The 5,091-nt window shown below is 70.9% G+C and carries 7 protein-coding genes; 3 read left to right on the top strand and 4 right to left on the bottom strand.

Annotated elements, in window-relative coordinates; genetic code table 11:
• The 3 genes from FCI23_RS53885 to FCI23_RS53870 all read left to right on the top strand — a co-directional run.
• The coding region (locus FCI23_RS53885) for a transposase (RefSeq protein ID WP_211265891.1) at window positions 1–423 on the top strand (423 nt) is incomplete at its 5' end.
• A gap of 15 nt (window positions 424–438) precedes the next feature.
• Complete coding sequence (locus tag FCI23_RS64515) at window positions 439–684, top strand: phospholipase D-like domain-containing protein (RefSeq protein ID WP_136731511.1); 246 nt, start codon at window positions 439–441, stop codon at window positions 682–684.
• 463 nt (window positions 685–1,147) lie between these two features.
• A complete protein-coding gene (locus tag FCI23_RS53870; RefSeq protein ID WP_136731509.1) occupies window positions 1,148–2,779 on the top strand; it encodes a hypothetical protein in 1,632 nt (543 codons plus the stop codon).
• Window positions 2,780–3,590: 811 nt separating this feature from the next.
• Here FCI23_RS53870 and FCI23_RS53865 read toward each other — a convergent pair.
• From FCI23_RS53865 to FCI23_RS53850, 4 genes are all read right to left on the bottom strand, one after another.
• Complete coding sequence (locus FCI23_RS53865) at window positions 3,591–3,776, bottom strand: hypothetical protein (RefSeq protein ID WP_136731507.1); 186 nt, start codon at window positions 3,774–3,776, stop codon at window positions 3,591–3,593.
• 67 nt (window positions 3,777–3,843) lie between these two features.
• Window positions 3,844–4,137: a hypothetical protein gene (locus FCI23_RS53860; protein ID WP_136731505.1), complete on the bottom strand. Its 294-nt coding sequence runs from the start codon at window positions 4,135–4,137 to the stop codon at window positions 3,844–3,846.
• Between the two features lie 4 nt (window positions 4,138–4,141).
• Complete coding sequence (locus FCI23_RS53855; RefSeq protein ID WP_136731503.1) at window positions 4,142–4,726, bottom strand: hypothetical protein; 585 nt, start codon at window positions 4,724–4,726, stop codon at window positions 4,142–4,144.
• Window positions 4,723–4,974, bottom strand: coding sequence for an RNA polymerase sigma factor (locus FCI23_RS53850; protein ID WP_136731501.1), 252 nt, complete (start codon window positions 4,972–4,974; stop codon window positions 4,723–4,725). Before FCI23_RS53850 ends, FCI23_RS53855 begins: the two co-directional genes overlap by 4 nt.
• Window positions 4,975–5,091 lie beyond the last annotated feature (117 nt).

The raw sequence follows: 5,091 nt of genomic DNA, 5'->3' as shown, positions 1-5,091 counted from the left end.
GCCCCTTTCACGGTGGTCCGGTTCGACAAGCGGCAGTGCGGGCCGTGCCCCGAAAAGCCCTCGTGCACCTCCGGGGCGGCACGGACCGTGAACTTCCTCCCCCAACACCTCCACGAACTCCAGGCCCAGAACCGCTCCGACCAGCAGGACCCGCAGTGGCAGCGGCTCTACGCCTCACGCTCCGGCATCGAGGGCACCATGAACGAGCTGGTCAACGGCCACCGGATGCGCCGCCGCCGCTACCACGGCGTCGCCAAGGCCCACGTCCAGCACGTCCTGACCGCGATCGCCGTCAACATCGAACGCCTCAGCACCCAGGAACCGGCAGACTCCACCTACCGCCCCCGCTCACCGACGGCGTTCCAGCAGTACCTCGACGAGAACGACTTACCCCGCCCCCGCTGGTGGCGCCAAGGGCAATGATCAAGAAATCTCAAGATCCCCGACAGAGTCTCTCAGTGGAGCTGGCCGATCGGGAACCGGGAGCCAGGCGCCGCACTGCACGCCAAGATCATCGTGGTAGACCGGCACGTGGCCCTGATCGGCAGCGCCAATCTCACGGGCTACGGGTTCGAGAAGAACCTCGAATGCGGAATCCTACTGCGCGACCCCACACAAGCCAGCGCCATAGCACGCCACCTCGAATCCCTCCGAGAATTAGGAATCCTTCTCACCTCACCCTGATCGCGACCGCGCACGTGGCGTCCGAACACGACCCCAAAGCCCGCTCCGAACATCCTCGTCGCTGGCAACACCTGGAAGTTCCTGATCGGCAAGGGCGGGTGTCAGGACAGGCGTGCCCTACCCCGTGCTGGCGCGGGCCTCCTTCGGCACCTTCGGCGCGAACGTCCCGGCGCTGGTGCGGGCGGTCGTCGCCACTTCTGGTACGGCGCCCAGACCAGTGCGGCGGCGGGTGCGATCGTCGCCCGCCTCACCCGCTACAGCGGGCCCAGGAACTTCCACGAGAGCACGCACCTGCTGGGCCACAGCGGCCTGGAAGTGGTCTCTGGGCCGCCCAACTGCTCATCATCAGCAAGGGCATGGAGACCGTCCGCCGGTTCCAGCGGCTGCTCTACTTCGCCGCGAGCGGTGCCAAGAGTCCGCTGGCGAAGGTTTGTTGATCCGTACGGCGGATACCCTTCCCCGCGTGCGGGAAGAGGATCTAACTCCGACGGAACGACAGATACGGGACGCCTTCGCGCGGGGCGAGGAGGTCGACCTCCGGGCCGGTGATCCGGAGGTCGACGACCCGGCGAACAGCGCCGCCTGGGGCCCGGCGCGCACGGTCCGGGCCGCCGTGCTGGCGCTGCTGCTGCTCGGGGGCGGCCCGGGTGCCCCCGTCCCCGGCCGGGTGCCGGCACTGAGGCTCACTGGGGTCCGGGTCTACGGTGGGCTCGACCTCGACTATTCCGAGATCCCGTACCGCCTCACCTTCAAGGGCTGCTACTTCGCGGACCCGATCAGCCTCTACGGCGCCCGGACGCGCCAGCTCAGCGTCAAGCGGTGTCACCTGGTCCGACTCAACGCGGCCAACGCCTCCATCGACGGCAACGCCCGCTTCAACGATTCCCGGTTCACCGGCCTGCTCCGGCTCGACGCCGCCCACATCACCGGCGTCCTCCAGCTGGACGGCGCCCGGCTGTTCGGCGCGACCGACAGCCCGGCTCTCGCGGCCAACCGGGTTCAGGTCGAGGACCACATCTGGCTGCGCGACGGCTTCACCGCCGAGGGCGGCGAGGTGGTCCTGCGCGGCGCACAGGTCGGCGGCGACCTCGACATGACCGGCGCGCGGCTGTCCAATCCCGGCGGCACCGCCCTGGCAGGATCCCGTATGCGGGTCGAGGGCGACATCATCGGCAACGGCATGCGTACGGAAGGTGAGTTGCGGCTTCCCGGCGCGACCGTTGCGGGCGGCGTACGCCTCTGGGGCGCCCGGCTCAGCAACCCCGGCGGCACCGCGCTGCGTGCGTACGGCCTGGAGGTCGCCGGGAGCCTGCGCCTCACCGGCGGCTTCGAGGCCGAAGGCCGTACCGCGCTCACGTCCGTACGGGTGGGCGGCGAGCTGAATCTGCGCGACGCACGGCTGACCGCCGGCCCCGGCCGGACCGTCCTGCGCCTGTGGCAGACCCAGGCCAGGGAGACCGACCTGCGCACCACCGACGCCCCCGAGGGCTGCGTCGACCTCCGGCACGCCTCGCTCGGCGTCATCCGGGACGACCCGGAGACCTGGCCGGCGGACCTGCGCCTGGACGGCCTGCGCTACGACCGCTTCGAGAGGCCGCTCCCCGCCCCCGAGCGGCTCCGCTGGCTGACCCACGACCGCTCCGGCTACGCCCCCCAGCCCTTCGAGCAACTCGCCCTCGCCTACCGCACCCTCGGCCACGAGAACGAGGCCCGCACCGTCCTCCTCGCCAAGGAACGTGCCCGCCACCGCATACTCCCCTGGTACGCCCGCCTCTGGGGCGCCGTCCAGGACGCCACCGTCGGCTACGGCTACCGCCCGACCCGCGCCCCCCTCTGGCTCCTCGGCCTCCTGGCAGCCGGCTCCGTGGTCTTCTCCCTCCACCACCCCGTACGCAACGACCCCGCCAGCCCGGAGACCTTCAACCCGGTCGTCTTCACGCTCGACCACCTCCTCCCTGTCGTCAACTTCGGCCAGGGCTCCGCCTTCACCCCCACCCCCGGCACCCAATGGGTCGGCTACGTCCTCACCGCCGCCGGCTGGATCCTCGCCACCACCATCGCCACCGGCATCACGCGATCGGTCAACCGTGCCTGACCCCAAACCCTGCCAGTGCTGCGGGCACCTCGTCCCCGACCGGATGCCCGGGTCGAACGCGACCCCGATTCCGGCGCTGCGACGGCCACGGCTCGAACGCCTCTGGCGCCACCTGGTCTCCCCCGACACCTGAAGCCACCGCGGACCGGCGGTGTGTGGCGACGATGGCAGCCCGCTCGGGGGCCGACCGGTCCCGCGCCGCCTGCAGCACGCCCGCGTCGGTCACCGCCTCCAGCCCGGCCCGAACCTTCGCCAGGGTCATCCGGTGACAGCGCCTCCGCCCGCACCCCACCTCGATCGGCGGGAGATTGCCCACTTTTCGTCACTATCTAACTACCGGTAGTCGCAGGTGGTGAAGAGTTGCCCACATCCCTTCCCGTAACCCAGCCAAGATCCATAACCTGGCTCGGGTCGGCCCCCCAGCCCCCCCGCTGCGGGGGCCGACCCCGGCCGGGTGGTCCTATCCACGGTTGCCCCCTCCGTGGATAGGACCGCCCGGCCGGTGCCACGAGGCGGCAGCCGGGGCAGCGCGTCGTCGGCGACGGCCCTACTTCCCTCCAGCACCATCTTGGCCAGGCTCGGACTCGGCCAGAAGTCCGCCCGCGCCCGGCATACGGCCCACGCGCCACACCCACCCACTGGGACCCGTGGACGCAGGTTGCGATACCTGCCGCGCTTTGCCCCGCAGACCCGGCAGGACGGTCGCCGAATCCAACTGAGTTGCAGACTGCGGCATCCGGCCGAGACGATCACCGCCTACACCACGACGCTCGCCAGTCTGCGGGCCACCGCCGGCCGCCCGCTGCTGGACTCAGAGCGGCACCTGATCCAGTGCGTCATCAACCGCCGCGCGCAACTCGACGCCGCCGACCCGGACGGCGACGCGCTGCAGGCGGCGGCCGCCGCACTCCCCCGCCGCCAGGAACTCGGCCTCGATCCGGTCCGCGTCCGGGCGCCGACCCTCGCCGCGCAGCAACCCCAGCTGCCGCTCGCTCACCACGGCGCCGGGCTCCAGGCCGAGCGCGGCCCGCGAGCGAAGCTTGCCGGGCAGCGAGCGCCAGATGTCATCTATGGCCGCCGCGCACCGCTTGCTCAGGCCCGGGGGAATTCACTCGCACGTGGTCCGTCGGTTCGGACAACGGTGCGGTGCCCGAAGGTCGCCGCCGGCGGCGCAGCGGACGCGGAGGCGCCCCGTCCTGGCGCCTGTGAACGGCAGCTGTGTCGAGCGCAGATGCGGCGGCCAGGATGACGGCGATGTGTTCGGCGAAGTCCGGGCCCGGCAGCGGGATCTCGATGTCCGGGTTGCTGACGTACCCGGCGGCCACGGCTCCGGGCACGTAGTCCATGACGGCGTGCACACGTTCATTCCTGTGCCGACCAGTTGTGCTGAGCAATCGGCTCAGGACGCGCAGGACGGTCGGAGTACTGGAGTCCAGGGGCGAGGTCTTCGGCCTGTTCCTCGTGGTGGGGTCCGCAGGGCAGGGGGAAGGCTTCGGGGGCCGGCTGGGTGTCGATGCGTGTCTGTTGGCGCCACCAGGTGGCGGCGTAGGTCTCTCCGAGGGAGAGGTGGTGCAGGTACAGGCAGTACGAAGCGGCGTCGTCGCCGGCGCCGGCGGCGTACTGCCACCAGAAGCGGGCACCGTCTTCGGCGTCGGCCAGCTGGAGGATGCAGCCCAGCACCCGGGCACCGCGCGGCGCCGGCAGCTGCTCGGTGACGAAGTCGCTCAGCGACGTGGCCGCGGTCTGGGTGACGACGGTCTCGCACAGAGTCTGCAGGTCGAGCGCCGCGGTGTCCTCGACCGGCTCCCGGCTGACCTCCGGCCACAGCGCGCCATCGTCGAGGTCGGCGGCCGGGTAGGCGACGTCCTCGTAGGGGACCACGTCGGCGGGGACGTTGGGGTGCCTCAGCAGCAGGGCACGGGACAGAAGCTGGTCAATCGAGGTCACGGGGCGATCGCTCCCGGGTAGTCGTCGTGGGGATCACGGGTTCCGTCCAGGGTCCCCCGGGCATGGTGGTCGAACGCGCGCGCGATGGCGGGCGAAACTCCCAGGACATGGGCGATGGTGGCCTTGTCCATGCCGCACAGGTACCCCAGGACGGTCACATCGAGCTGGTTGTGGGGCAGCCGGCCGATGGCATCGAAGAGCGCCAACGACTCGTCGACCTGATCGAACCGGTCCCCAGCCTCGATCATTCACGTGCGCGCGCCGGCTTGGGGTGATCGGCTGGGGTTGGTGATTCGGCCCGGTTCGTCCTTTGGGTGGTGTTGGCGATTTGCCCGCGTGTCGTCGCGGGTCAGCGTCGACTTCCA

This window comes from Actinacidiphila oryziradicis, assembly GCF_005047355.1.
Classification (GTDB): domain Bacteria; phylum Actinomycetota; class Actinomycetes; order Streptomycetales; family Streptomycetaceae; genus Actinacidiphila; species Actinacidiphila oryziradicis.
Note: the sequence above shows the minus strand (reverse complement) of the source record. Positions and strands in the feature narration are given on the sequence as shown.